Origin of the sequence: Bradyrhizobium commune (assembly GCF_015624505.1) — a bacterium.
Classification (GTDB): domain Bacteria; phylum Pseudomonadota; class Alphaproteobacteria; order Rhizobiales; family Xanthobacteraceae; genus Bradyrhizobium; species Bradyrhizobium commune.
In genome coordinates this window covers 3,100,303-3,121,330 of the sequence record NZ_CP061379.1, presented here as the reverse complement: position 1 = coordinate 3,121,330, position 21,028 = coordinate 3,100,303, and the positions used below count along the sequence as shown (strand labels likewise).

Sequence of the window (21,028 nt, the reverse complement as noted above, 5' to 3'; positions counted from 1 at the left end):
TTGTCTCTCTCTGTCGTGTGGCTAGAACCGCCGCGCGCCCATCTTGATCTGCTCCTCGGAGAAGAAGATCTCCTTGGCGTGATCGGCGATGTCCCGGGCGTTCCAGCCCGTGTGCGGCGGTTTCCAGCCTTCCATTTCCATCATCCGCATTTCGCGCACGCCGCGGGGCCCGGACACGCCCAGCACCTTGCCGGTCTGGTCGCCGGACAAATCGCTGACCATGTATAGCACGGCCGGCGCGATGCCGTCCGGCCCCAGCGCCGCGCCGGGGTTCTCCTTATAGCGGGGCAGGTCTGCGGTCATGCGGGTCAGCGCGCCCGGGGCGAGCGTCCAGATCCGGATGTTGTACTTGCGGCCCTCGATCGCCAGCACGTTGGAGAGGCCCCAGATGCCGCCCTTGGCCGCGCCGTAATTGGTCTGGCCGAAATTGCCGATCAGGCCCGAGGTCGAGGAGGTGTTGACGATGACGCCGCCGCCGTTTTCCCGCATCCAGCGAAACACCGGCATGGTGCAACAAAAGGTGCCCTTCAGATGCACCTTGATGACCTTGTCCCAGTCGGATTCGGTCGCCTTCGCAAAGGTCTGGTCGCGCAAGATGCCGGCATTGTTGACCAGGATATCGGCGCGGCGGAAATGCCGGATGGCGTCGTCAAACACCGACTGGCCGCCCTCCATGGTGGAGATGTCCGCGCCGTTGGCGACCGCCTTGCCGCCCCCGGCCTTGATCGCGTCCACCACAAGCTGCGCCATCGACTTGTCCGCGCCGGAGCCGTCGCGGGGTCCGCCGAGATCGTTGACCACGACGGACGCCCCTTCCCGCGCGAACAGCTTTGCGTAGGCCTCACCGAGCCCCCCGCCCGCGCCGGTGATCAGCGCAACCTTGCCATCGAGTAGTCCCATGGTGGCTTCTCCCTGTTCGTTTTTCTTTCTTCGCCTCTCCCCGCTTGCGGGGAGAGGCGAAACGTCGGTGGCTTCCTAACCCAGTACCGTCTTGCCGTTCTTGATCACGGTGACGCCGCGCGACTTCACCTTGGCTTCGAACGAGATTGTGTTGCCGTTCTTCCAGAGGTCCATGGTCACGGTCTCGCCGGGGTAGACCGGCGAGGAGAACCGCGCGACGTGCTGACGAAAGGCGGACGCGTCGTAGTCGGCATAGGTCTGGAGCACGCCGCGGCAGGTGATGCCGTACGTGCACATGCCGTGCAGGATCGGGCGCGGGAAGCCGGCCTTCTTGGCGAACTCGGGATCGCTATGCAGCGGGTTGCGGTCGCCGCAGAGGCGGTAGACCAGCGCCTGGTCGGGACGCGTGACGATGTCGATGGTCCTGTCGGGGCTGCGCGACGGGATCTGGTGCGGATCGGGCTGGGTCAGGTTCGGTCCGCCGAAGCCGCCATCACCGCGAGCGAAGCGCGAAGCGACGAGGGTCGCGAGCTTCTCGCCCTTCTCGTTCTTCAGCACGGTCTGGTGGCTGATGACGACGCCCTTGTCCTTGCCCTTGTCGTAGACCTCGACAACGGAGGAGTCGGCCGTGATGTGTGCGGCCACCGGCAGCGGCTGGTGGAAGGTGATGTCGCGCTCGCCGTCGACCACCATGACGCGGTTGAGGTTCATCTCGCCCGGCCCCGAGCCCCACGCCGCAACCGACGCAAAGGTCGGCACCACCTTCAGCGGTCGCGGCGTGAACGTGCCCTCGTTGACGAAAGCGAGCTCGTTTTCATCCATCGGATCGGCGCCCAGGCCGATGCCGTAGGCGTAGAGCATCACCTCGCGATCGCTGTAGGAATATTTCTGGCCGATGTTTTTCAGGCCTTTGAGTTCTTCGTATCTGGCGGACATTTTGTTTGTTTCCTCTCCGGCTTCTTCTCAGCGAGCACCGGCGCTCGTTAATGTGCCCTCTCCCCTTGTGGGAGAGGGCCGCGAGAGCCGCGCAGCAAACTCGTTTGGGTGAGGGGTTGGCTCCGCAGCGAAAGCTCTCTCCGTGGAGACATATCCCTCATCCGGCGCTTCGCGCCACCTTCTCCCACAAGGGGAGAAGGGAAGAAAACGTCAGACCGTCGTGAAGAACGGCAGTGGCGCGCCATCCGTGGGTTTGAACACCACCTTCACCTTCTGGCCGATCTTGAGCTTCTCCAGATCGCAATCGACGAAATTGGTCTGGAGCGATGGCCCCTCCTTCAGCGTGACGTAGCCGATCGCGTAAGGGCCGGTCGGCGACTTCCGCATCAGGCTGTAGGTGTAGATCGTGGCCTCGCCCGAGCTCTCCTCCCACACAGTCTTGTCGGAGTAGCAGAACGGACAAATCGCGCGCGGGAAGTAATGCGCTTCGCCGCAGGCGGTGCAGCGCTTGATCATGAACTTGCCCTGCTTCGCCGCGTCCCAGAACGCCGCGGTCTCGGGGTTCGTTACCGGGGCCGGATACTTTTTCGCTTCACTCATCACACGCGCTCCAGAATGGCCGTCGAGGCCGCGTGGCGGACGCCCAGAAGGCCGCCGGTGCCATGGGCGATGGCGAGATCGCAATTCTTGACCTGCACTTTCGGATGCGCCTCGCCGCGCAGCTGCCTGACCGCCTCGATGATCTTGGTCATGCCACCGCGATTGACGGGATGGTTGCTGCACAGGCCGCCGCCATCGGTGTTGAACGGAAGCTTGCCGACGCCCGAGATGAGATTGCCGTCGGCGACGAATTTGCCACCCTCGCCCTTCTTGCAGAAGCCGAGGTCCTCGAGCTGCATCAGCACGGTGATGGTGAAGCTGTCGTAGATCGAGGCGTATTTGATGTCCTTCGGCGTGATACCGGCTTCCTCGAAGGCGCGCGGGCCGGACCAGATTCCCGCTGAGTAAGTGAGATCGAGATCCTTGCCGCCGCGCGGGCCCTTCATCGCCTCGCCATGGCCGATCAGCTTGACCAGCGGTTTCTTCAGGCTCTTGGCGATCTCCGGCGTCGTCACGATCAGTGCGCCGCCGCCGTCGGAGACGACGCAGCAATCCATGCGATGCAGCGGATCGGAGATCATCGGCGAATTCAGCACGTCCTCGACGGTGACGACGTCCTTGAGCATCGCATGCGGATTGTATTGCGCGTGATGGGAGGCTGCGACCTTGATCCAGGCGAGCTGCTCTGAGGTGGTGCCATAGTCGTGCATGTGGCGCATGGCACACATGCCATAGGCATTGTGCGTGGTGGCGCCATAAGCGGACTCGAAATCGGCTTCCGCGCCGGCCGCACGCGGCGGCATCACGCCGGTGCGCGGCTTGCCGGCGAGCGTGATCAGCGCGATCGAGCACTTGCCCGCCGCGATCGCTTCCGCGGCATGGCCGAGATGGATGATGTAGGAACAGCCGCCGGTCTCGGTGGAATCGACATGGCGCAGCTTCTTGGTGTTGAGGCCGAGATAATCGACCATCGGCCAGGCGCCGCCCGGCGCATCGCCCGCGCAGAAATAGCCGTCGACGTCGTCCTTGCTGATCCCGGCATCCTCGATCGCGCCCTTGGCGACCTCGGCGTGGAGCTGGGCGGTGGATTTGTCCGGCGCATGCCGGGTCGGGTGCTCGTAGATCCCGGCAATATAGGCCTTGCCCTTGATGGTCAAAACAGAGGTCTCCGCTCGCGTTTCTTTTTGCTCGGTTTTTCTGAACCGCACGGACCTGATTGGCAAGCGCGGAAATATTCCGTCGGGCGAGAGGGGTTCGCAATGACGGATGCGACAGCCAAATCCTAAAGGTGTTTTGCCCGACGATGCAAGCGGGTTTCGTTTTATCGAAAACAACCCCATGCACAGTAGGACGGCGATTGATTTCAAACAGGAAATCGAAAGGCAGGCTCATCTAACCCAACCGACACCCATCTCGCGCGATTAGGCCATGCCCGGACGCGCGCGATAGCGGAACGCGGTCGCCGCAGCGAGGATCAGGCCGAAGACGAGGAAGACAGCGCCGCCCTTCACGCCAAAGCTGTTCTGATATTGGGCTTCGGCCGCGTCGTCGACGATCAGAGGCCGCGCATCCGGCCTGCCCGAGAGATAGCGGATCCTGGTCTGCCTGACGGTCTGGACGCCGTTCCGCGTGATCTTCTGCCAGAAGCCTGGGCTGACATGGGTCGGGCCGTAGCTCTGCTGTCGTCCGTTCTTGTCGGTCCACGCCAGCGTGACGAGATAGCTCGGCGCGTCACCGGCCTTGTTCACTTCACCATAGGCGCGCGTGAGATCGGCGGTGACTTCGTCGCCATGGTCGAGGATCTCCTTCAACGTGCTCTGCTCGACATAGGAATTCACCAGCATGTAGCCGCCGAACAGAACCATCACGGCGGTCAGGATCCCGAGGACGAAAGGAAACGGCCGCCGCGATCCGGCGGCGATTGCTGCACTCCCCGGCCCGCTTCGACGCGCCGCCCATGTCTGCCATCCGATCACGAGCAGCAGGATGATGGCGCTGATGCCTGCGCCCGCCAGCATGAATCTGGAGGTAGATCGGATGTGGCTCAGATGGTCGTCGAGATCTTCGACGATCACCGGAAGCGATGAATCGTCGTCAATGGCCTGAATGGGCACCGTCACGAGCCTGAGCTGATTGCCAACCGTGATCCGCGCCGCATAGGCGGCACTGACTGCGATCCCCTTGCGCTCGCGCTGAACGCCGTCCTTTCCGGTCCATTGCAGTCCGATCGACAGATTTTCGTCGACAAAACGGGGCCAGACGCCGTCGAACACGAACGGAAATCGGTTCGAGACGGCTTCGGCGGACGTGATTTTGCCCGTAGTGCCATAGCCGTCACGCATGACGCGTTCGATGTCATGCTGATGCCAATACATCCCCAACGCCGCCAAAAGGCCGACGGCCACCAAGACAATCAAACCACCGCGCAACGACATCGATCGCCGCCCCGCATAGCGCACGACCGCATCACCCGCCGCGCTTCACTATCGAAGGTTGTTCGTATCGCGCAGGCACAACTTTTGTCAAACGCAGACCTGTGGGGTGGGTTAGCGACAGCGTAACCCACCTCTTTGTTATCCCACATGGAGGCCGAATGGTGGGTTACGCCCAGCGATCTGCGCTTCGCGCAGTCCGCAAGGCTAACCCACCCTACGAAGCCCTTACTCCGCCGCGATCTGCCTTGGCGCCGGCGGCGGGCTCGCGAGGTCCGCGGCGAGCTGGGCGTAACGGACCTTGGCGTCCGCCACCGCCTTCTCCTTCACCGGGCCATAGCCGCGGATGCGGTCGGGCAGTGACAAGAGCTCAACCGCCGTGTCGGCCGTGACGGGCGACAACAGGCCGAGCACCGTGGCGACGTCCTTTTCGTAGCCCACGATCAGATCGCGCTCGAGTTTGCGGTCGGCGCTGCGGCCGAAAATGTCGAGCGGGGTGCCGCGCAGGAACTTGAACTTGGCCAGCACGCCGAACACCTTCAGCATCCACGGGCCGAAGGCGCGCTTCTTCGGGCGACCGAGCGCATCGACGCCGCGGCTGAGGATCGGCGGGGCGAGATTGAAGCTGAACTTGTAGTCGCCCTCGAACTGGTCGCGGAGCTGCTGGGCGAAGGCGCCGTCGGTGAAGAGCCGCGCGACCTCGTATTCGTCCTTGTAGGCCAGCAGTTTTGCGTAGTTGATCGCGACCACCCGCGGCAGCGCCTCGCCATAGCCGCCCTTCGCCGCGGCGTCGCGGACCTGGTCGACCAGCTTGCGATAGCGCTTGGCGAGGCGACCGTTCTGATAGGCGGTGAGATGCTTGGCGCGATGCTCGATGACCTCGTCGAGCGTCATGGCGTCCAAGGTCTTGGGCGCAACGACCTCGTCCGTGCCCTTCAGCATGTCGGCAAGACGCTGGGGATCGGCGACCGCGAGGCGGCCGAGGCGGAAGGCTTCCTTGTTCATCTTGATCGAGACGCCGTTGACCTCGATCGCCTGCTCGATCGATTCCGCCGACAGCGGGAACAGCCCCTTCTGATAGGCGTAGCCCATCATCATCATGTTGGTGGCGATGCTGTCGCCGAGCAGCTGCTCCGCCGGCTTGGTGAAATCGAAGAACACGGAGTCCTTGTGAAGCGCCGTTTCCAGGAGCCCGTTCAGCTTGCGGGTCTGGAAGTTGAAATCGCGGTTCAGGACGAAGTCGGCGGTCGGGATGACGTGGCTGTTGATGATGCCGCGGGTGCGGCCGGAATCGCAGAGCGAGATCGTGTCTTTTGCCACAGCGACCACTTCATCGGCGGCCAGTACGAGATCGGCCGTGCCGGTGACGATGCGCGAACAGGTCACCTCCGCCGGATGATCCGACAGGCGGACGTGGCTCAGCACCGCTCCACCTTTTTGCGCAAGCCCCGACATGTCGAGGATCATCGAGGCCTTGCCCTCGATATGCGCGGCCATGCCGAGCAGCGCACCGATGGTGAGCACGCCGGTGCCGCCGACGCCGCCGACCGCGATGTTGTAGGGCTTGTCCAGCGCCGGACGCGAGGCCGGCTCGGGCAGCGCGCCGATGTCGGCGAGCTCGCTAGGTGCGCGGTGGCGCGGCGCGCCGCCGTCGACGGTGACGAAGGACGGGCAGAAGCCCTTCAGGCAGGAATAGTCCTTGTTGCAGGACGACTGGTTGATGGCGCGCTTGCGGCCGAACTCGGTTTCCAGCGGCTCGACCGAGATGCAGTTCGACTGCACCGAGCAGTCGCCGCAGCCTTCGCAGACCGCCGGGTTGATCATAACGCGGCGCGCCGGATCCTCCATCAGGCCGCGCTTGCGGCGGCGGCGCTTTTCGGCGGCGCAGGTCTGCACGAACACGATCGCGGAGGTGCCCTTGAACTCGCGGCACATCTTCATGACGTTGTCGAGCTCGTCGCGGTGATACTTCTTCACCCCGGGCGCGATGGTGTCGGTTGGATAGGTGTCGGGCGCCTCCGAGACGAGATAGATCTCGCGGATGCCTTCGGCGTGGAGCTGGAAGGTGATCTGCTGCGGCGAGAGATCGCCGTCATGGCGCTGGCCGCCGGTCATGGCGACAGCGTCGTTGTAGAGGATCTTGTAGGTGATGTTGGTCTTGGAGGCCACCGCCTGGCGGATGGCGAGAAGGCCGGAGTGGAAATAGGTGCCGTCGCCGAGATTCGCAAAAATATGGTTCTCGTTGGTGAAGGGCGCGATGCCGACCCACGGCACGCCCTCGCCACCCATATGGGTAAAGGTCTCGGTCGAGCGATCCATCCACAGCGCCATGAAGTGGCAGCCGATGCCGGCGAGCGCCCGGCTGCCTTCGGGGACCTTGGTCGACGTGTTGTGGGGACAGCCGGAGCAGAAATACGGGGTGCGGGAGACAGGCGCGACCGCCTGCATTTGGGTGGCCTGACGGCCGTTGAACCAGTCGGCCTTGACGCGGAGCATCTCCGCGATCTCAGGATTGAGATTAAGTCGAAGCAGCCGCTCGGTCAGCGAGGTCGCAAGCGAGGCAACGCTCAGCTCGGCGGCGAAGGTCAGGAAGCGCTTGTCGTGCTCGTCCATCTTGCCGACGATGCGCGGACGCACATCGTCGCGCCAGTTGAACAGCTCCTGCTTGACCTGGTTCTCGACGATCTCGCGGCGTTCCTCGACGATGAAGATCTCTTCGAGGCCGACGGCGAACTGGCGCACGCCTTCCGGCTCCAGCGGCCAGGGCATGCCGATCTTGTAGAGGCGAAGGCCGATTTTTGCGGCGACCTCCTCCGTGATGCCGAGCTCGCGCAGCGCCTGGCGGACATCCTCATAGCTCTTGCCCGACGCCATGATGCCGAAACGGGCGTTCGGGCTGTCCATCGTGACGCGGTTGACCTTGTTGGCGCGGGCAAAGGCGATCGCGGCAAAGCCCTTGTAGTCCTGGAGGCGGCGGTCCTGCTCGAAGCGGTCGTCCGGCCAGCGCAGATTGAGGCCGCCGGGCGGCAGCTCGAAATCGGCGGGAATAATGAAGGGCTTCATCTCGTCGGTGAGGTCGATCTCGGCGGTGGTCTCCACCGTCTCCGTGATCACCTTCATGCCGACCCAGCAGCCCGAATAGCGCGACATCGCGATGCCGAGCAGGCCCATCTCGATCATCTCGTGGATGCTCGAGGGATAGAGATACGGCATCAGCGCGGAGATGAAGGCGTGGTCGGACTGATGCGGAACGGTCGAGGACTTTGCGCCGTGGTCGTCGCCGGCGAGGCACAGCACGCCGCCGTTCTTGGCCGAGCCGGCAGTATTGCCGTGCCGGAAGACGTCGCCGCAGCGGTCGACGCCGGGGCCCTTGCCGTACCAGATGCCGACCACGCCGTCATATTTGGCGCCGGGCGAGAGGTTGAGCTGCTGCGAGCCCCAGACGGCAGTTGCCGCCAGGTCCTCGTTCACGCCGGGCTGGAATTTGATGTTGTACTGTTCGAGATGCTTGCGGGCGGCGAAGAGCTGCTGGTCGTAGCCGCCGAGCGGCGAGCCGCGATAGCCGGAGATGAAGCCCGCGGTGTTCAGCCCGTTGGCGCGATCGCGCCGGATCTGGGCCATGGGCAGGCGGACCAGCGCCTGGATGCCCGTGGTGAAGACGTGGCCGGTGTCCTGGGTGTATTTCTGATCGAGACTGATCGGACCCTGGTTGATGCCCATTGTTGTCCTCTTCCGCCCTTTTGAGCGTTTGGCTGCTTAAGCCGTTGCCTGCCCGTTGTTTTTAGCTAGGGCGCGCCGACCACCTTCGCCACTCTATGTCGGATATTTCATGCTCCGCATCACAAATCTGGGCCTCGCGCGGCGGCGGGAAAAAAACGCAATTTCGTGGCTGGAATCGCATTGCGGATTTTCAATTTGTGTCACCATACCCCGCCATCGCGAAACGACGTGACGCCGCTATGATCCGGCACTCAATGATTGGTCACAGGAGAGGCCTTGTGATGCGGACGATTCTGGCTGTTGCGCTGTTGTGCGGTGCGGTTGCACGGGCCGCCGTGGCGGCCGAGCCGTCGCCGGAGCTGATCGCCTACGGCAAGGCGCTGGTCGAGGCCGGCGACTGTGCAGGCTGCCACACCGCCGATCCGGCAAAACCGTTCGCCGGCGGAAAACGGATCGACACGCCCTTCGGCGCGATCTATGCGCCGAACCTGACGCCGGATCGCGACACCGGGATCGGCGCCTGGAGTGATGCCGATTTCACCCGCGCGGTACGCTTTGGCACCGCGCCGGACGGCTCGCTCTATTACCCGGCCTTCCCCTACCCCTACTTCACGAAGATGACCAAGGACGACACGCTGGCGATCCGGGCCTATCTCGGTACGCTCGCGCCTGTCGCGAGCCGCAACAAGCCGCCGGAGCTGCGCTGGCCGCTCGGCTATCGCGGCCTGATGCGGGCCTGGAACCTTCTGTTCTTCACACCCGGCCTGTTCGAGCCCGACCAGGGCAAGAGCGCGGCCTGGAACAGAGGCGGCTATCTCGTCACCGGGCTCGGCCATTGCGGCGCCTGCCATACGCCGAAGAACTATTTTGGCGCGGACAAGACGGCCCAGGCGCTGTCGGGCAGTGAGCTCGACGGCTGGTACGCGCCACGGCTCGACGGCGCCGCACGGACCGGATTGCAGACCTGGAGCGCACCGGACATTGCCGAATATCTGCAAAGCGGCCGCAACGCCAAAAGCCATGCCGGCGGGCCGATGGCGGAGGTGATCGTCAATTCGACGTCGAAGATGAGCGACGCCGATGTGCGCGCGATTGCGATCTACCTGAAGAGCCTGCCACCGGCGCGACGCGAGACCAACGTGACGCCGCCCGACGATGCCGAGATGAAAGCGGGCCAGGCCGTCTACGCAAAGCTCTGCATCGCCTGCCATGAGGCCGACGGCACAGGTAGCCCGCGGATCTATCCGCCGTTGCCGGACAATGCGCTGCTGCAATCGATCAATCCATCGTCCACCCTGCGTGTCATCCTCGACGGCGCGCACACCGTGACGACGCCGCGCGCGCCCAACACCGGCGAGATGCCGGCCTATGCCAGGCAATTGTCCGACGAGCAGGTCGCGGCAGTCACGAACTACATCCGCAATTCCTGGGGCAATGCGGCGCCGATGGTGACGCCGGCGCAGGTGGCGAAGGCGCGGAAGGAGCCGTAGCTCACCGCCGCCTCCCCCGTGGACAGAGCTACCGCTCCTCATCCCCCGAAAACACGAATTTCGGCATTTCCCATTTGTAGCGCACCGCGAGCAGGCGGAGGCTGATGCCGAGCACGAAGGTCAGGATGGTCCAGAGTTCGGCGTTGATGTTCAATCCGAACGCCGTGGCATAGAACAGGCCGGTCACCACCGAGACCGTCGCATAGAGCTCCGAGCGAAACAGCAGGGGCACCTCGTTGCAGAGCACGTCGCGCAGCACGCCGCCGGCGCAGCCCGTCACCATGCCGGAGACGATGACGATCGGCAGCGACACATCCATCTGCCAGGCGATGTCGCAGCCGGTCATGGTGAAGACGACAAGGCCGATCGCATCGAGCACGATAAAGGCGAGCTTCAGCCGGTGCACGAGGCGCGCGAACAGGATCGTCAGCAGCGCCGCCACGCCGGGAAGCACGAGATAGATCGGGTTCGCAACCCAGACCAGCGGATAATGCCCGAGCAGCAGATCGCGCAACGTGCCGCCGCCAAGCGCCGTGATGCTGCCGAGGAAGCAGACCCCGAGCCAGTCCATGCTGCGCCGGCCGGCGGCAAGCGCCGCCGTCATGCCTTGCGCCGTGAGCGCGACCAGCGCCAGAAGATGCAGCACGCTATCGCTCGGCGGCAGGCTCCACATCGAATTGTTCCCTCGCTCCCCGCCATGGAACTTACGTCCGCGGTTCCCAAGTTAACAGGTTCCCGATTCCTGACGTGAGGGCAACATGCGACGAAAACATAAGGGACACGGAACGGAATCTCGCATCTCCGGGTTGTCCCGCGCAATCAACGAGGAGACCCAATCGATGGCTGACGACCGTTTTCCCAACGATCCGTATCGCCCGAACCTCGCCGACGATGAGTACCTTCGCGCGGCGCGCCGGGATGGCGACCTCCAGGTCGACCCCGAGCTTGGCGAAGGCCCCGCCTCCAGCGGCAAGGTCGCGCTGTTCGCCGTGGCTGTCGCCCTGGTGCTGGGCGCCGTGTTCTATGGCTTAAACAATACGAGCACGAGTAACCAGGCAAGCAACGCGCCGATGTCGCAAACGGCGCAGCAGACGGCGCCTGCCAATCCGGCAGCCCCTCCCGGTATGCGTGACGTGACGCCGCGCAACAACACCGAGCCGGGGATGACCACGGGTGCCGCGCCGAGCAAGCCGGCCGCGCCGGAACCGGCGGCCAAGTCTGACGGCGCCAAGGCGCAGTAATCGCGTTGAGATAGGCGAGCGGCGGGATGAAGGTCCCGCCGCTCTTCGTTCAACTGAACATCTTGTTGAGCTCGCCGCCGGAATAGCCGCTGCCGAGCTCCGTGAACGTGCCCTTCTCCGCCATCTCCTTTGCCGCGCGCATGAAGCCGCCCCAGGCGGCGCGCGCCAGCGAGCCGCCGACGCTGATGCGGCGCACGCCGAGATCTTCGGCCTCCTTCAGCGACAGGCCGGAGCCGCCGATCAGGAGATTGAACGGTTTTGGTGCGACAGCCTTCACCACCGCCGCGATGTCCTCGCGCGTCTTTAGCCCCGGCGCGTAGAGGCAGTCGGCGCCGGCGTCCGCATAAGCGGCGAGCCGGTCGATGACGAGCTTGAGATCGGTCACGCCCCAGAGATACGCCTCGCAGCGGCCAACCAGAAGCGTGCCGCTATCCCCGATCGCCTTGCGTGAGGCCTTGATGCGCTCGACCGCGAGCGCGCGGTCGAAAAGCGGCTTGTCCTTGTCGCCGGTGGAATCCTCGATCGAGAGGCCGGCGACGCCGGTGCGCACACCGCGCTCGACATTTTCGGCGACCTTGTCCGGCTCGACTGCAAAGCCGCCCTCGAAATCCGCGTTGACGGGGATATCGACCGTCGAGCTCAATGCTGCCAGATGCTGACAGACGTCGTCGACCGTGACGCGATTGTCGGCCTTGCCGATGGTCCAGGCAAAGCCCGCGCTCGACGACGCAAGTGCCTTGAAACCGAGATGCTGCAAGGCTTTCGCGCTGCCGACATCGACCGGATTGGGCAGGATGAAGCAGCCGCTCTCGTGCATCTTCCTGAACGTCGCGCGCTTGTCAGCGGTTGTCACGTGCATGTTTCTCTCCCTTGTTGGCCGCGCAGAGATGGGGATGCGCCAACGCGCCCGCTAGTGCGCGTCGTGCACGGCGCGGCTGTCCTTCGGCGCCTCGTCGCGATCTTTCATGCCGTAATCGCGGATGACGCTCGCAATACGCAGGCGATAATCGGCAAAGATCTGCGCCCTGCCCCGGGCCTCGGTGCGCCGGTGCTCCATCGTGTTGCGCCAGGCCTCGACGGCGGCCTCATCCCGCCAGAACGACACCGACAAAATCTTGCCCTTCTCGGTCAGGCTTTCAAAACGCTCGACCGAGACGAAGCCGTCGATGGTTTGCAGGATCGATTTCAGATCGGCCGCGAGATCGAAGTAAGTTTGGCGGTGCTCCGGCTTGGGCCAGACCTCGAAGATCACGGCGATCATGGGCGTCTCCTCTCGTTGATGGCCTACACTACCACCTTGCGCAGGAAGGTGCGCTCTTCCGCGAGGATGAATTTGTTGTCCTCGGCAAAATGGAAATTCGCCATGCCGTCCGCATCCTGCCGCAACCGCGCGCGATAGGCCTCATAGGCGGCGAGGCTCTCGAAGCTGATCAGCGCAAAGGCGATGTTGTTGGTGCCCTCATGCGGCATGAAATAGCCGATCAGGTCGCCGCCGCATTTCGGGATGATGCTGAGCCAGCGCTTCGAATAGTCCTCGAACTGCGCGCGCTTGAAGGGGTCGAGCTGGTAGCGGATGAAGACGGTGATGGACATGACGGGCTCTCCTGTTTCCTCCGTCATTGCGAGCGCAGCGAAGCAATCCAGGAATCCCACCGCGGAGACAGTCTGGATTGCTTCGTCGCTGCGCTCCTCGCAATGACGACGTGATGAGAGATTACCGGCTTGCCCGGCCACGATGCTTCGGCTACCATCGAAGCATGAAATCAGGACCCGACATCGCCATGGTCGCCTCGCTGGTCGGCGACCCCGCTCGCGCCAACATGCTCACGGCGCTGATGAACGGGCGTGCGCTGACCGCGAGCGAGCTGGCGCAGGAGGCCGGGATCACGCCGCAGACCGCGAGCTCGCATCTCGCCAAGCTCGAGGCCGGCGGGCTGGTCGAGCCGGAGAAGCAGGGCCGCCACCGCTATTATCGCCTCACCGACGACGACGTCGCCGGCGTGCTCGAAGGACTTGCCGGGCTTGCCGCGCGCACCGGCCACATGCGCGTGCGCACCGGGCCGAAGGACCCGGCGCTGCGGCGCGCGCGGATCTGCTACGACCATCTCGCCGGCGATCTCGGCGTGCAGATGCTCGATAGCTTGCGCGATCGTCGCCTGGTCAAGCAGAAGAAGCAGGAGATCGAGCTGACGGCTGAGGGCGAGCGCTTCCTCGCCAAACATTTGCAGATCTCGCCCGAGATGCTTGCCCATCCGCGCCGCCCGGTCTGCAAGGCCTGCCTCGACTGGAGCGAGCGCCGCCACCACCTCGCTGGCACGCTGGGCGCCGCCATGATGCAACGTTTCGCGGAACTGAAATGGGCCGCGCGCGATGCCACCCCCGGCAGCCGCGTGGTGAATTTTACGCGCGCCGGCGAGAAGCAATTTGCCGCGCTGTTCGGCAACGGGCAGGACTGATCACGCAAGTTGCGTGACTTCGCACATTTGCGTGTGAATGCGCGCGGCCGTCATGGCCGGGCTTGACCCGGCCATCCACGTCTTTATTGCGGCTGGCACGTGGATGACCGGGACACTTGCGCGAAGACGCGCTTCGCGCTTTTGCCCGGGCATGACGGAGACCTCAATGAACCGCATCTACTCGGCAGCATTTGCTGTCGCCCTTGTTACTATCCCGTTTATATCCCGCGCCGCCGACGCGCCGCGCGAACCCTACGGCATCGCGCTCGAAGGCTTCGCCTATCCCTATCCCGTGCACTTGCTGCCTGTTGTCAACGACGGCGAGCAGCTCAGCATGGCCTATATGGACGTCGCCCCAGTTCAGCCGAACGGCCGCACCGTGGTGCTGCTGCACGGACGCAATTTTCCCTCGAGCTATTGGGCGCCGGTCATCAAGATGCTGAGCGAGGCCGGTTTCCGCGTCGTGGTGCCCGACCAGATCGGGTTCGGCAAATCCTCCAAACCGCAAGGCGAGCTGCACTTCGACAATCTGGCGCGCAACACCATGGCGCTGCTCGATCACCTCAAGATCGACAAGGCCGAGATCGTCGCGCATTCGCTCGGCGGCATGCTCGGGGTGCGCATCGCGCGAGCCTATCCCGACCGCGTCGCGCACCTCGTTCTGACGGCCCCGATCGGGCTCGAGGACTACCGCCTCTACGTGCCGCCGACACCGACCGAAACAATCATCGAGGCCGAGGATAAGCTCACCGCCGACGGCTACCGCAAACAGCTCCAGACCAATTACGCGATCAAGCTGCCGCCTGAGGCGATCACCCCGTTCATCGACGCCCGCTTCAACATCAAGGGGAGCCCCGATTATCCGCGCTGGCTGCGCGCCTTCGTCTCCTCCGGCCAGATGATCTATCGCGAGCCGGTCGCGCACGAGATTCCCCTCATCACCGAGCCGACGCTGTTCATCATGGGCGCCGACGACCACAACGCGCCGGGCCGGCCGCTTGCGCCCGAGGCGTTGCGCGCAAAAATGGGGCAGAACGCCGAGCTCGCGAAAGCATTTGCCGCGAAGATGCCGAACGCGCGCGCGGAGGTGATTCCGGACACCGGGCACCTCGTGTTCCTGGAGGCGCCGGACAAGTACAGGGAGCTGGTGCTGGGCTTTCTCGGCCGCTAGCGACGCCGGCCTGTCGCCTCAGGCAGCACGGGCATTCATGTCGCATTCAGGTCATGTTGGCCAAGTTGGATCACATCGTGTCGGCACATTCCCTCCCAAAATTTAATGTGTCGAATCGTGCCTTTTGATTCATTGTGCGCCGCGAGCGCTGAGCCCCTCGAGAATTCCCCCCAAGAATCCGCCCCCAGAATCCGCTCCAAGGACGAGAAGGAAGACCTCATGAAATATCTGTTCGCAGCCGTGATGCTCGCCAGTGCGGCCGTCGGTTTCAGCGAGTCCGCCAGCGCCATGGGCGGCTGCGGCCCCGGCTGGTATCGTGGCCCCTATGGTGGCTGCCGTCCGATGGCCGGGCGTCCTCCGGTCGTCGTCGTGGCGCCCGCCCCCGCGCCGGTCGTGGTGGTGCGTCCTGCAGGGCGCGTGTGCCCCTATGGCTTCCGCTGGTACTACGGCCGTTGCCGTCCGATCTGAGCTTTTCGCATTGCAAAGTGGCCGCGCGGCGAAAGCCTGCGCGGCCATTTTCTCTGTGACGCACCTGCCAAGCAAAAAGGGGATCGCGATCGCGATCCCCTTTTTCGTTCAGCCTACCAGTTGCGGAAGCAGCGGCGGCCGTAAGGACCGGAATGCCAACCGGGCGGGCAATTATACATCGGACGACAACCGCCATAGGGCCCGCGATGCCAGCCCCAGCCGCAACCGCCGGCGACCTGGATGGTATCGCCCGAGGCCGCCTGGCCGAGCGGCGCAAGCGGCATCGCCGATGACGCGCTAAGGCCGAAAAGGCCGAAGCCGATGACGAGCGCAGAGGCAGCAAATATCTTTCTCACGACTCTTCCTTTCTCATCAATGAACCGCAAAGCGTGCGGCGGTTGGGCACTACGAACGGCTGAAACGAACGCGACTACCAGTGACGCCAGCGCCGGCGGTGCCAGCGATGACGCCAACCCCAATGGCGGCGGCGCCAACCCCAATGACGGTGATGCCAACCCCAATGGCGGTGGTGCCAGTGACCCCAGCGCACCTGTTCCGGCTTCAGCTGCGCGATCTCCTCGCTGCTGGTGACGGCCGGGCGAATCTCGGCGTCGACGCCGGGCGCGACGGCCGGGCCATTGAGCGGTTGCGGTGACAGCGGTGCGGCCTGTGCGGCCGCCGTCAACGCGGCCGCGCCAGCCGCGGCACCGATGGCGAGCTTGAGAAAATTGCGGCGTTCCATGACGTCTTCCTCTCGGGCATGCGTTGTATGATGCGAGACGAAGTGTCGCGGTCACGAGATGAACTGCGGCTGAATCGCGCGTTCAGGTTCATTGCAAAGGCAGCGGCACGCTGCGGACCTTGCAAACAATCTCGTCCCGTTGTCGGAACGCACGGCCCTTATCCGTCCTAGGCCTAAGACAACACGGAGACACCGCATGGCCGACCTCACCCTCACCACTTTCGACTGGGTTCCCGAGATGCCGCGGGGATTCGTGCGCGACTTGCGCGTGCGCTGGGCGCTTGAGGAGGCCGCGTTGCCCTATCGCGTCGCGAGCGTGCCGTTCGGCCCGCGGGACGCCGCGCATTTCGCGCACCAGCCGTTCGGCCAGGTGCCGTGGCTGACCGACGGCGACCTCTCGATCTTCGAGAGCGGTGCGATCCTGCTGCATCTGGGTGAACTCAGTGCGAAGCTGGTACCCACTGATCCGCGCGGGCGCAGCGAGGCGACCGAATGGGTGTTCGCCGCGCTCAATTCGGTGGAGATGCCCGCCTTGCCCTGGACGATGTTCAAGTTCACCGGCAGTGACGATGGTTCACCTGCCGTGAAGTTCGTCGACGACTTCCTCAAACTCCGCCTCAAGCACATGGAGACGGTGCTGGGGGGCCGCGAATGGCTCGCAGGCTCCTTCTCCGTCGCCGACATCCTGATGTCGGACGTGCTGCGCGTCGTCGATAAGTTCGATGGACTGTCGGGACACCGAGCCTGCCGTGCCTATGTCGCGCGCGCCACCGCCCGTCCGGCCTTCGCAAAGGCCCATGCCGACCAGATGGCGCACTTCGCCGCGGCAGATGCCGCGCGCGGAGTGTGATCGAACGCACACAATTAACCCGGCGTTCGCCGTAGGATCACCGCCAACGGAACGAAGCAATTTCCTTCAAATCATCCAGGCGGAAGGTGAGACATGACCCGCATCGATTATCTCAAAGACCAACTTGCTCGCGCCGAGCGTCTGGCGAAGGCGATCCTCGACAGGCAAACCGTCGAGCGACTTCAGGCCTACGCCGCCGAGTGCCGCACGGAATTGCAGGTTCTGACGCCCAAGGCTGCGGCGTGAAGCGGCGGGAGAGCGCCTTGAACAGCTGGCAGCGATTGGCGCGTGGGTTGGGAGCGCTTGGAATTCTTTACACCGCCTGCGGCCTGGTGGGACAGCCAGCCTACGCCGACGGCTCGGTATCGTCGCTCGGCATGGGTTACGGCGCTCCCAATCCAGCCGTGTTTGCGCAGTTCCAGAACGTGATCGCGCAATACAACGCGTCCGGCGAGCGCTTTCGCATCGACAGCCACTGTCAATCCGCCTGCACCATGTTCCTTTCAATACGCAACGTCTGCGTCACGCCCGGCGCCACATTGCTGTTTCACTCGGGCGGCTCGATGAAAAAGGGAATTGTCAGTCCCGTTCGCACGCAGCAAATGCTCAGCACCTATAACGCCGCATTGCGCCAATACGTCACCGACAATCATTTCATGGACACCTTCGAATTTCATCCGATCTCGGGAAGCGAGATCATCAAGCGCTTCGGCTACCCGGCGTGCAAGTAGGCCGGCCGAAGGCACAAGCCAGCGCGTCACACCAGCTTCATCGGCGTGTCCTCGACCACACGAAGGTTGATCCTGCCAATCAGTTGCGCGCGAAGCGCTTCCGCCGCGCGAATGGAATCATCCGTCTGCCGCAGCGTGCTGACGTTCGAGCCGAGCGAGACGATTCCGCCGACGATCAGGGCGATCGAGCCGAGAGCGGCAGTCTGACCTGTTCCCAGCAAGCCGAGGATCGTGATCAACAGCAGCGCGGCACCGCTGCCGATGGCGATCTTGGACGCCAGGATATACTTCCGGCAGCGCTCGGCGATCTCGGCCAGCGCCTCGATCCGGACCTCGATATCGGAGATTTCGTCGGTCGGATCGTCTTCGGTCATAGGACTTTGATCGGACCTAACCCACCCTACAAATAGCTCACAACGGTAAATTGTCGTGCTTCTTCGCCGGCATTTCCGTCTTCTTGTCCTTCAGCATCGCCAGCGCCCTTGCGATCCGCTTCCGCGTCGAGTGCGGCATGATGACGTCGTCGATGTAGCCACGCTCGGCGGCAATGAACGGCGACAGGAAGCGGTCTTCGTATTCCTTGGTGCGCGCGGCGATCTTGTCGGGATCGCCGATGTCAGAGCGGAAGATGATCTCGACCGCGCCCTTGGCGCCCATCACCGCGATCTGGGCGGTCGGCCAGGCGTAGTTCATGTCGGCGCCGATCTCCTTGGATGCCATGACGTCGAAGGCGCCGCCATAGGCCTTGCGGGTGATGATGGTCACGAGCGGCACGGTGCACTGCGAGTACGCAAACAGCAGCTTGGCGCCGTGCTTGATCAGGCCGCCATATTCCTGCGCGGTGCCGGGCAGGAAGCCCGGCACGTCGACGAAGGTGACGATCGGAATGTTGAAGGCGTCGCAGAAGCGGACGAAGCGCGCGGCCTTGCGAGAGGCATCGCTGTCGAGCACGCCGGCGAGCACCATCGGCTGGTTGGCGACGAAGCCGACAGTGCGGCCAGCGATGCGGCCGAAGCCTGTGACGATGTTCTTGGCAAAGGACTCCGCGATCTCGAAGAAATCGCCCTCGTCCACGACCTTCAGGATCAATTCCTTCATGTCGTAGGGCTTGTTCGGATTGTCGGGGATCAGCGTGTCCAAGGACATGTCGAGGCGGCCGATGTCGTCGAAGCTCGGCCATTCCGGCACGCCGTCGGTGTTGTTGGACGGCAGGAAGTCGATCAGGCGCCGCATCTGGAGCAGCGTCTCGACGTCGTTCTCGAAGGCGCCGTCGGCAATGGACGAGCGCGTGGCGTGCACGGAGGCGCCGCCGAGCTCTTCGGCGGTGACGACCTCGTTGGTCACCGTCTTCACCACATCCGGGCCGGTGACGAACATGTAGCTGGTGTTCTTCACCATGAAGATGAAGTCGGTCATCGCCGGCGAATAGACGTCGCCGCCGGCGCAGGGGCCCATGATGACGGAGATCTGCGGGATCACGCCTGAAGCGAGCACGTTGCGACGGAACACGTAGGAATAGCCGGCGAGCGCGGCGACGCCTTCCTGGATGCGGGCGCCGCCGGCATCATAGAGGCCGATGATGGGCGCCCGCGCCTTCATCGCCATGTCCTGGAGCTTTGTGATTTTCAGCGCATGGGTCTCGGACAGCGAGCCGCCGAACACGGTAAAATCCTTGGCAAAGACAAACGTCTTGCGGCCATTCACCGTGCCCCAGCCGGTGACGACGCCGTCGCCGGGCACCTTGGTCTTCTCCATGCCGAACTCGGTGGAGCGGTGCTCGACGAACATGTCGAACTCCTCGAACGATCCCTTGTCGAGCAGCAGCTCGATGCGCTCGCGCGCGGTCAGCTTGCCGCGGGCGTGCTGCGCCTCGATGCGCTTCTCGCCACCGCCGAGCTTTGCGCCGGCACGACGGTCTTCAAGGGCGTCCAGGATATTCTTCATTTGCTCCCGCCAGTTCTTAGCCTAAATGCGATTGCCGGGGGTTCTAACACGGCATTTTACGAACCGGGAAGCCGCTTTCGGCGCCGCAGGGGCTGCCCTGAGGCAGCGGGAAAGCGCAAGGAATTACAAAGTTTTGCCTGGGAGGCGACGATGGACCAAGCGATGGCCGAAACCGGCGCGGTGACCGGCGGCGTCAGGACCCTGCTGCGGCTCGAGGGGCTCGCTCTGTTCGCCGGGATGACGGCGCTCTATGCGGCCTGGGGCGGCTCCTGGACGGTCTATCTGCTGCTCTTCCTGGTGCCCGATCTGAGCTTCCTGGCCTATCTGTCCGACGCCAAATTCGGTGCGCTGGCCTACAATGCCGCCCACAGCTACATGGCGCCGGTGACGCTGATGACGCTGGGGTTCGGCTTCGCCTCGCCCCTCACCCTGTCCATCGCCTTGATCTGGCTTGCCCATATCGGCATCGACCGGGCACTCGGTTATGGCCTGAAATATTCGGCCGGCTTCGGCTTCACCCATCTCGGGCGGATCGGCCGGCAGAAGGACGCCTGATCGCCGGGCTTGATAGCGGGGATTGCCGCGATTTTACCCGTGCGGGGCGGTTGACCGTTTCAGGCGATTCAGGCTTGCTCCGAGCCAGCGATCAGGCGCCGAATGTTGCGTGAGCCCAGTCGGTACGGCGGCGGTCATCACGTCTGGCTGCAAGTATCACCATGTCCGCCACGGTCGTCCCCCTGCCGCCGACCCCATCGTCCGAAACCGTCGACTTCCTGCGGCGCATGGCCAGCATGGTGTCGGGGCGTAACGGCGAGATGCTGCTGCGCGCGGCCGCGCTGATCGAGTCGCTGGCGCAGCGGGCGATGTCGGCCGAGCGGCTCTTTCATGAGGCGCAGGAAGAGAGCACGCGCAGCACCGAGCTGCGCGTGGCTACCGAGATTGCCTCCGATGCCATGGTCAGCCAGATCGAGGCGTTGCGCGCGCAGCTTGCCGAGGTCACCACGGCGGCGGCGGCCGAACGGACCGCATTCGACGCCGAGCGCAGCAAGCTGCTCGCCCTGATGCAGGACGCGGAAAGCCACATCGGCAAGCTCACCACCGAGCTCGACAGCCTGCGCGCCTCCGTCGACAATTTCAACGAAACCGTCGTCTCCGTGCCGATCGAGGTGCTGCGGCTGGCGCGAACCCAGTTCGACTATCTCTCCAGCGGCTTTGCACGAAAGGGCGACGTGATCTCGCAGGCGATGAGCGAGATCGGCGGCTTTGCCATCGACCAGGCGCTGACGGCGAAGAAGCCGGCCGACAAGGCGTGAGGGCGCGCGCGCAAAATTGACAGCGATGCCGTAG

The 21,028-nt window shown here is 64.1% G+C and carries 24 protein-coding genes; 10 read left to right on the top strand and 14 right to left on the bottom strand.

The features are described 5' to 3' along the window. Positions 1-21 precede the first annotated feature (21 nt). The 6 genes from IC761_RS14845 to IC761_RS14820 form a co-directional block, all read right to left on the bottom strand. The gene (locus IC761_RS14845; protein ID WP_195803946.1) at positions 22-900 is read right to left on the bottom strand and encodes an SDR family oxidoreductase; all 879 of its coding nucleotides are present in this window, start codon (positions 898-900) and stop codon (positions 22-24) included. Positions 901-975: 75 nt separating this feature from the next. After that, the gene (locus tag IC761_RS14840; RefSeq protein WP_195803945.1) at positions 976-1,836 is read right to left on the bottom strand and encodes a MaoC family dehydratase; all 861 of its coding nucleotides are present in this window, start codon (positions 1,834-1,836) and stop codon (positions 976-978) included. A 210-nt stretch (positions 1,837-2,046) separates the two neighbouring features. Beyond that, positions 2,047-2,436: a Zn-ribbon domain-containing OB-fold protein gene (locus tag IC761_RS14835; RefSeq protein WP_195803944.1), complete on the bottom strand. Its 390-nt coding sequence runs from the start codon at positions 2,434-2,436 to the stop codon at positions 2,047-2,049. Beyond that, positions 2,436-3,593, bottom strand: coding sequence for a thiolase family protein (locus tag IC761_RS14830; protein WP_039147548.1), 1,158 nt, complete (start codon positions 3,591-3,593; stop codon positions 2,436-2,438). Before IC761_RS14830 ends, IC761_RS14835 begins: the two co-directional genes overlap by 1 nt. Positions 3,594-3,857: 264 nt before the next feature. Then, a complete protein-coding gene (locus tag IC761_RS14825; protein WP_246791517.1) occupies positions 3,858-4,811 on the bottom strand; it encodes a hypothetical protein in 954 nt (317 codons plus the stop codon). 285 nt (positions 4,812-5,096) lie between these two features. Continuing rightward, a complete protein-coding gene (locus tag IC761_RS14820) occupies positions 5,097-8,588 on the bottom strand; it encodes an indolepyruvate ferredoxin oxidoreductase family protein (protein ID WP_195803942.1) in 3,492 nt (1,163 codons plus the stop codon). Positions 8,589-8,869: 281 nt separating this feature from the next. Between IC761_RS14820 and IC761_RS14815 the strand changes: the two genes are divergently transcribed. Beyond that, positions 8,870-10,078: a c-type cytochrome gene (locus IC761_RS14815; RefSeq protein WP_195803941.1), complete on the top strand. Its 1,209-nt coding sequence runs from the start codon at positions 8,870-8,872 to the stop codon at positions 10,076-10,078. Positions 10,079-10,106: 28 nt separating this feature from the next. Here the strand turns inward: IC761_RS14815 and IC761_RS14810 are convergent, their stop codons facing one another. Then, positions 10,107-10,751, bottom strand: coding sequence for a trimeric intracellular cation channel family protein (locus IC761_RS14810; RefSeq protein ID WP_195803940.1), 645 nt, complete (start codon positions 10,749-10,751; stop codon positions 10,107-10,109). Positions 10,752-10,917: 166 nt separating this feature from the next. Between IC761_RS14810 and IC761_RS14805 the strand changes: the two genes are divergently transcribed. Next, positions 10,918-11,319: a hypothetical protein gene (locus tag IC761_RS14805; RefSeq protein WP_195803939.1), complete on the top strand. Its 402-nt coding sequence runs from the start codon at positions 10,918-10,920 to the stop codon at positions 11,317-11,319. Between the two features lie 49 nt (positions 11,320-11,368). Here the strand turns inward: IC761_RS14805 and IC761_RS14800 are convergent, their stop codons facing one another. The 3 genes from IC761_RS14800 to IC761_RS14790 are packed head-to-tail and all read right to left on the bottom strand — an operon-like array spanning position 11,369 to position 12,912. Further along, complete coding sequence (locus IC761_RS14800) at positions 11,369-12,178, bottom strand: isocitrate lyase/PEP mutase family protein (protein WP_195803938.1); 810 nt, start codon at positions 12,176-12,178, stop codon at positions 11,369-11,371. A 51-nt stretch (positions 12,179-12,229) separates the two neighbouring features. Then, on the bottom strand, positions 12,230-12,580 hold the full coding sequence (locus tag IC761_RS14795) for an antibiotic biosynthesis monooxygenase family protein (protein WP_195803937.1): 351 nt from the start codon (positions 12,578-12,580) through the stop codon (positions 12,230-12,232). Between the two features lie 23 nt (positions 12,581-12,603). Next, positions 12,604-12,912 carry an NIPSNAP family protein gene (locus tag IC761_RS14790; RefSeq protein WP_195803936.1) on the bottom strand — a complete coding sequence of 103 codons (309 nt, stop codon included), beginning with the start codon at positions 12,910-12,912 and terminating at the stop codon, positions 12,604-12,606. Positions 12,913-13,076: 164 nt separating this feature from the next. Here IC761_RS14790 and IC761_RS14785 point away from each other — a divergent pair, with 164 nt between their 5' ends. The 3 genes from IC761_RS14785 to IC761_RS14775 all read left to right on the top strand — a co-directional run bounded on the left by IC761_RS14785 (position 13,077) and on the right by IC761_RS14775 (position 15,414). After that, on the top strand, positions 13,077-13,775 hold the full coding sequence (locus IC761_RS14785; protein WP_195803935.1) for an ArsR family transcriptional regulator: 699 nt from the start codon (positions 13,077-13,079) through the stop codon (positions 13,773-13,775). 166 nt (positions 13,776-13,941) lie between these two features. After that, the gene (locus IC761_RS14780) at positions 13,942-14,946 is read left to right on the top strand and encodes an alpha/beta fold hydrolase (protein ID WP_195803934.1); all 1,005 of its coding nucleotides are present in this window, start codon (positions 13,942-13,944) and stop codon (positions 14,944-14,946) included. A 219-nt stretch (positions 14,947-15,165) separates the two neighbouring features. Continuing rightward, positions 15,166-15,414 carry a GCG_CRPN prefix-to-repeats domain-containing protein gene (locus IC761_RS14775; RefSeq protein WP_195803933.1) on the top strand — a complete coding sequence of 83 codons (249 nt, stop codon included), beginning with the start codon at positions 15,166-15,168 and terminating at the stop codon, positions 15,412-15,414. Between the two features lie 113 nt (positions 15,415-15,527). Here IC761_RS14775 and IC761_RS14770 read toward each other — a convergent pair whose 3' ends face one another. Next, on the bottom strand, positions 15,528-15,770 hold the full coding sequence (locus tag IC761_RS14770; RefSeq protein ID WP_195803932.1) for a GCG_CRPN prefix-to-repeats domain-containing protein: 243 nt from the start codon (positions 15,768-15,770) through the stop codon (positions 15,528-15,530). 74 nt (positions 15,771-15,844) lie between these two features. Beyond that, a complete protein-coding gene (locus IC761_RS14765) occupies positions 15,845-16,156 on the bottom strand; it encodes a twin-arginine translocation signal domain-containing protein (protein ID WP_195803931.1) in 312 nt (103 codons plus the stop codon). 196 nt (positions 16,157-16,352) lie between these two features. On the opposite strand from IC761_RS14765, the gene IC761_RS14760 reads away from it, so the two are divergent. The 3 genes from IC761_RS14760 to IC761_RS14750 all read left to right on the top strand — a co-directional run bounded on the left by IC761_RS14760 (position 16,353) and on the right by IC761_RS14750 (position 17,737). Further along, positions 16,353-17,006 (top strand): glutathione S-transferase family protein, encoded by a 654-nt coding sequence (locus IC761_RS14760; RefSeq protein ID WP_195803930.1) that lies wholly within the window; start codon positions 16,353-16,355, stop codon positions 17,004-17,006. A gap of 93 nt (positions 17,007-17,099) precedes the next feature. After that, on the top strand, positions 17,100-17,252 hold the full coding sequence (locus IC761_RS14755; protein ID WP_195803929.1) for a hypothetical protein: 153 nt from the start codon (positions 17,100-17,102) through the stop codon (positions 17,250-17,252). A 17-nt stretch (positions 17,253-17,269) separates the two neighbouring features. Beyond that, positions 17,270-17,737 (top strand): hypothetical protein, encoded by a 468-nt coding sequence (locus IC761_RS14750; protein ID WP_195803928.1) that lies wholly within the window; start codon positions 17,270-17,272, stop codon positions 17,735-17,737. Between the two features lie 26 nt (positions 17,738-17,763). Here the strand turns inward: IC761_RS14750 and IC761_RS14745 are convergent, their stop codons facing one another. Together IC761_RS14745 and IC761_RS14740 are read right to left on the bottom strand one after the other, a co-directional pair. Beyond that, positions 17,764-18,111, bottom strand: a complete 348-nt coding sequence (locus IC761_RS14745) for a hypothetical protein (protein WP_195803927.1) — start codon at positions 18,109-18,111, stop codon at positions 17,764-17,766. A 37-nt stretch (positions 18,112-18,148) separates the two neighbouring features. Further along, positions 18,149-19,681: an acyl-CoA carboxylase subunit beta gene (locus tag IC761_RS14740; protein ID WP_195803926.1), complete on the bottom strand. Its 1,533-nt coding sequence runs from the start codon at positions 19,679-19,681 to the stop codon at positions 18,149-18,151. A gap of 150 nt (positions 19,682-19,831) precedes the next feature. Here IC761_RS14740 and IC761_RS14735 point away from each other — a divergent pair, with 150 nt between their 5' ends. Further along, entirely contained in the window at positions 19,832-20,236 is a 405-nt protein-coding gene (locus IC761_RS14735) for a DUF4260 domain-containing protein (RefSeq protein ID WP_195803925.1), read from the top strand. Positions 20,237-20,397: 161 nt separating this feature from the next. After that, complete coding sequence (locus tag IC761_RS14730; RefSeq protein ID WP_195803924.1) at positions 20,398-20,994, top strand: hypothetical protein; 597 nt, start codon at positions 20,398-20,400, stop codon at positions 20,992-20,994. The last annotated feature ends 34 nt before the right edge of the window (positions 20,995-21,028 follow it).